We start from the raw sequence: 5,116 nt of genomic DNA, 5'->3' as shown, positions 1-5,116 counted from the left end.
TATTCCCTACACTTCCCATGGGCAAGATCCCTGAAGGAACGCTGGGCTTCGGAATACGAGTTTCCGCAGCAGACAAGAAACCTAGTGAAGAAATATATTATAAATTAAGCGGTAAGCGCATCACTTCGGACGACTTTGCCTCAAAGTCACTCATTGGGAAAGCAGTTGTCAGAGACGATGGATTTGCATACTTCTACGAAAATATTACGGCCGATTTAAAAACAGAAGGTGACGAAGGATTCTTTGTCGACTTTTATTCGGCTCCACCATCGCAAAGTCTTTTCCCAGAACAGGAAAACAGATACGAAATCAGTAAATATTTTGATATCTCTGATGTCTCGATTGGGAATCTAGATGTTTATCGTTTAAGAAATTATCAAACAGGTGAATTCCTTCTCACGGCAAATCTGTTTGAAGTTGATAGCCTCACAGGCCTGTTAAGTACTGGTCCGTCTGCAAGCTCATTTATCTGGTTAAATGAAGGAGTTGCATTTCAAAATAAGCAAGACGCAACGCAGGCAGTGCACCGCTTCCTGAATCAACGTACATTTAAGCATTTTTATAGCGCAAATGATGCAGAAGTTGCCTCCTTGCGTGGCAACGCCACATCTGGGTATGCATATGAAGGAATTGCTTTCAGTGTATACCCCGCATCCGCACTCCCCGCTAAGGAAGGCATGTCAGTCCTGCGGTTTTATGATCCGACTGCCGATTCTCATGTATACAGCTCTAGCATTGAGGAGCAAGCTATTTTGTCCAGGACATATATCAATGAAGGCGTAGCCTGGTATGCCTAATTCTTGCGCCTCAAAAAATTGATGCTTATGGCATTAACGTAGCTGTCAAATCATATTGACTGTTTTGCAAGCCATATTTTGTTAGCCAATACAACTTGAATTCGAGCTCCTGCTGCCGCTCAAATCTGTTTTGTCATTTCATAAAGTTAAGCGGTTGATTTATCTTTGTGAATAAATTCATCTAAGGCTCCTCTTTCGGGTCAAAGCTCTGGCTCTTAAATGCTTATATTTCGCTTAACTTCTTGTTCTGGCGGCTCAGGTGCCAGGCTCGCCCTCCTTCAGCACCACCGTGACCCGATGGCAAGGGAACAGGGATAATGCATGGCACCGCTAATCGCCTAGTCATGGGCAGCATCCTGACCGCCACCGCTACCGCCGCTGCGGTCCTGCTGACTGGTCCTGCGTGGGCTCAGGTGGATCCGAAAGTGGCTGCGCAGTGCAAAGACGCCCGTGATTTTGTTGGTTGTGTCAAAGCCTTCACTACACCTTCTATCCAAGCCGGTGATGAACTGACACCCTTGAGAGGGGCGATGAAGCAGGTAGCAGCTCGTTTGACATCAGGAACAAATTTAAGAGACTCAACAATCACTTTTCAGCCTGTAATTGACCAACTCGCACTTGTTGAAGGGAGTTTCCCGGAATCATTGGCAGTGCAAAAAGCTAGTCTTGCCTCAAGACTTTTCAATGTGATGCAAAGTGCATGGGATCTGCAGATAAGAGCCAAATCCTATCAACTTTCGGAATATATGAAGGGCGAGGACGTATACGCCTGCGAGGTCCTCAAGCAATCGGTTGACGCTTTTAATTCTGCGTACGGAGCCTCGGCGATAAACTGGAGCTATACCAAGGGGCTTTTTGGCATGTCCATCTGCAGAGTCCCCTATGGTCAATTGCCACTGGATTACATGTATCCAATCGTCATCCGTATTCTCAACGAGGGCTCAATAAGTCCGGCAGAAATTGCTTCACGCGAAGCACAATCCAAGGAAGCGGATGCCAAGCGCCAAAGGGAGAAAGAACTGTGCAAAATGGGTCCCTGGAATCGACGACTAGAGGAAGATCCGAAACTCAAAGAATGGGCCAAAGCTAATCCATCTGCCGCAAAAGAGGCAATGAAGAAGTATTCAGCCAAAGAAGGGGGCAAGGAAAATTGCTCAAGCATTGAATTTAACTACAGCAATTTTTTTAACAATTAGGATATCATTCTGCCTCCTGTGATTCCTGCGATCGGATGTTTCCTAATGCCATTCAGGCGCTAGAAGCAGTAATCGAAGTCATCGCGAGCGCCTCGGTGGCAAGCTGTAGTGCATACCATTCAGCGAACGCCTGGGGTCAAGTGCCTGGCTCTCCCTCCTTCAGCACCACCGTGACCCGATGGGCGGGGAACAGCTCTTTGCCGGCCTCCAGGGCCTCGGCCTTATCAGCAGAGAAGACCGGCACCACCGTGATGCCCTCGGGCAGGTCAACAATCACATCGAACAGTCGGCTCACAAGGGTGTCGTACCGCTAATTGTGGATCTCAAGGTCCGTAACCCGACACCGGCTAATAATTGGCACCAATGTCTAGGATTAAGAATTTAGTTGTTGTAGTTCACATGCAGGAGCAATGTTGATAGGATTCGCAAGTGGAATTTAATTATTATGAGCTTTAAATCAAAATTAGCGGCTGGTCTTTTTGTATCAATTTCCTTGCTTGGCGCCAACGGCGCTATTGCAAATGCGAATATACCAGATGCCGCAAGAATAAAGCCAATCACCTATGGCAATGTTGTGGATAAAGAAATAGATGTTGACTGGAAAAATCCAAAGGTTAAGTTTGACGAATGGTCCAAGCTTATCAAGGTGACCTCTAAGGTTTCAGGGGATTATTATTACGTTGTACTTGATCGCGACTATAAAACAAATGTCAGCAATGGGGTGACGGAAGGGCTTATTACTCGCTGGGGTAGCGACACCGTGACAGGCTATCAATATATGTACGGAGGCTGTGGTCTTTGGGTATGTACTAGTGGCTCCGATTTTAGAGAATTCAGCGGTGTAATTGAGCTATATTATGCAGGGGAAACTTATCTTGTTTATGGCGACTCAGGTGAATATTCTTTGCCTCAGTCCTTTATAAGTAATATTATCAGTACTAATGGGGATCAGTCCCTGTCAATCAAGTTAAGTAAGGGTAGGGGGGATACCAAAGTTTTTCCGGTTGGGAAAGGAACATTGAAGTCAATCGCAAGACTTTTCCAGGCAGAACAAAAAACATGGCAGAAACCAAAAGTCTCTATTCAAATCAGTACGGTCAGCAAGTCTAGTCTTCCTGCTGAAGACCTGATCCCTAAAATTGCGCCATCGGTAGTCTCTATAAGAACTGATAAATCTCTTGGAAGTGGATTTATTGTCTCAACAGACGGACTCATAATGACCAATAGACACGTCGTCACAGGGTCGGGTGTCGGCAAGTTCCAGATTTCAACCTCAAGCAACCAAAAAACGACAGCTTCTGTTGTTTATATTGACAAACAACTAGATTTTGCAATACTAAAGCCAGACACAAGGTTGCAAGCAGCCCCACTGCCTATTTGCTATCTTTCTTATCCCAAAGCTGGCCAGGATGTGATAGCTATTGGTTCACCCGATGGAATTGCTGGAACAGTGACAAAAGGTGTAGTAAGTGCTGTCAGGCAACCTGTAGATCAGCTAAGAGGTCTCGCACCCGAAGGAGTATTACTTGTGCAGCACGACGCTGCTATCAGCCCAGGCAACAGCGGCGGCCCCTTAGTTAATAGTCGCGGTGAGCTTCTCGGTGTCAATACATATGGACTCAACCAAACCGCTGATGGCAGATCACTTCAAAATATAAACTTTGCAATATCCATAGTTGACGTCTTAAAGGCACTTGAGCTTCGCGCGCCGGTTGCTGTAAATCCAAAGTTATTAAATGCCTGTGGCAACATTGCTCAGTAACAATGTTGCTCCTTAAAACGTAATTTCAATCCTTTAGTAAATAGATCTTGTTTAAGCAGGGGGGGGGTAGCCCCCGGCTGCTGCATAATTGGGATTGAGGACAAACAATATATTGTCTTTGGTCAATAAGTGGGGTTTTGAAATCTCTGGGACGGCGGGGGGCCCCGAGGGCACCGAAACAGATGCGGGCTCCTTACTGTTCACCCCAACCCCTCGTCAAGCTAAAGCCTGCTCACCTGGCTCACTGGGAAGCGGCTGGTAGTGCCATCCAGGATCACCCTCGCTTAGCTGCGCTGGCCCCTCTCAATGCGGTGGAGGCTTCCATGCCGGTTGTCCCAGCGGGTGTGAGAGGCATCGACCAGGACCTTCTCCCCAATCTGCAGCTCAAGATTATGCGGTTCTTGCACAGTCACCTCACCCGAAAGTAGGTGCTGCCCGACTGAATGCTCCCCGCGTGATACACGGCACCGTGCCGCTTGAGCTGGGCACCCTGGCCCGGGCTGTCAGAGCAAGAGAGGGTGGAGTCCCGCAAGCGCCATGGGACATGGGCCCGCAATGGACTGGTCAGTCAGAAGTGAGCCAGAGAGCAATGCCTGCAATAGCTCGAAAGATGGGTGGTCTTAATCAAGCGGACTTCGTGAAGGATTCCGCTAAATATTCCCATAACGGAGTGCCAGAGAGTTACCTGTAGGTCTACACCACCACCAAACCATGGCCCTTCTGCTGCTGCTTGTGGCCATCGCCGCTATAGCCTGGGGCATTGGCCAGGCAAAAGCCCTGAAGACTGCCCAATCCCAGCTTCAAGAATTCACCCGGCGGTTCAAGCCCGCCATTGACATCGACCTGCATGTCCAGCTGGGGGAGGAGCGTGTTGAGAAGCTGCTGAAACAGGAAGTAAAGCTTAACGCTGAGATCGAATCTGCCAAGCGTGGCCTTACCCGCATCCACGAGGAGCTGGCGCTTGCCAGTGATGCTGCCTATTTGGTGGAGGTCGGCTATTACGAGCCGCGCTATGACTTCGCAGATGTTCCTAGCTACGAAGCAGAGCTGTCCCGGATTCGCGAAGAGCAGAAGGCCATGCTCCGTGAAGACGGCACTGGGAACAACAAAGTCAAAGCGGCTGCCTACGCCACCCAGTCGCTGTCCTTCAACGGTTCCGTTACTCAAGGGAAGGCTGCGCAGAAGAAAACCTTGAAGCTCATGCTCCGCGCATTCAACGGGGAGAGCGACTCCTTTGTTGCCCGGGTCAATTACCGTAACGTCGAATCCATGGGGAAGCGCATCCGCACTGCCTTCGATGCCATCAACGCAATCACCGAGAAGTACGACTTCTGCAAGCTGAACACCCGCTATCTCGATCT

General features: G+C 48.7%; 4 protein-coding genes and 1 pseudogene. 4 read left to right on the top strand and 1 reads right to left on the bottom strand.

The window, feature by feature from the left end:
• Window positions 1–797: pseudogene (locus KBZ15_RS18175) on the top strand (hypothetical protein); the annotation flags it as partial.
• Window positions 798–1,141: 344 nt separating this feature from the next.
• Window positions 1,142–1,993, top strand: coding sequence for a hypothetical protein (locus KBZ15_RS18170; RefSeq protein ID WP_255016628.1), 852 nt, complete (start codon window positions 1,142–1,144; stop codon window positions 1,991–1,993).
• Between the two features lie 136 nt (window positions 1,994–2,129).
• Here KBZ15_RS18170 and KBZ15_RS18165 read toward each other — a convergent pair whose 3' ends face one another.
• Window positions 2,130–2,288 (bottom strand): hypothetical protein, encoded by a 159-nt coding sequence (locus tag KBZ15_RS18165; protein WP_255016627.1) that lies wholly within the window; start codon window positions 2,286–2,288, stop codon window positions 2,130–2,132.
• A 150-nt stretch (window positions 2,289–2,438) separates the two neighbouring features.
• On the opposite strand from KBZ15_RS18165, the gene KBZ15_RS18160 reads away from it, so the two are divergent.
• Together KBZ15_RS18160 and KBZ15_RS18155 are read left to right on the top strand one after the other, a co-directional pair.
• Window positions 2,439–3,755, top strand: coding sequence for a S1C family serine protease (locus KBZ15_RS18160; RefSeq protein ID WP_255016626.1), 1,317 nt, complete (start codon window positions 2,439–2,441; stop codon window positions 3,753–3,755).
• 711 nt (window positions 3,756–4,466) lie between these two features.
• A partial coding sequence (locus KBZ15_RS18155) for a DUF4041 domain-containing protein (RefSeq protein ID WP_255016625.1) occupies window positions 4,467–5,116 on the top strand: 650 nt, incomplete at its 3' end.

The sequence above is a fragment of the Cyanobium sp. BA20m-p-22 genome (assembly GCF_024346275.1).
GTDB lineage: Bacteria > Cyanobacteriota > Cyanobacteriia > PCC-6307 > Cyanobiaceae > Cyanobium_A.
This window is presented reverse-complemented; position numbering and strand designations above follow the sequence as displayed.

Coding starts and splice junctions, on each gene's coding strand:
- KBZ15_RS18160 (WP_255016626.1), top strand. CDS start 2,439: ATGAGCTTTAAATCAAAATTAGCGGCTGGTCTTTTTGTATCAATTTCC.
- KBZ15_RS18170 (WP_255016628.1), top strand. CDS start 1,142: ATGGGCAGCATCCTGACCGCCACCGCTACCGCCGCTGCGGTCCTGCTG.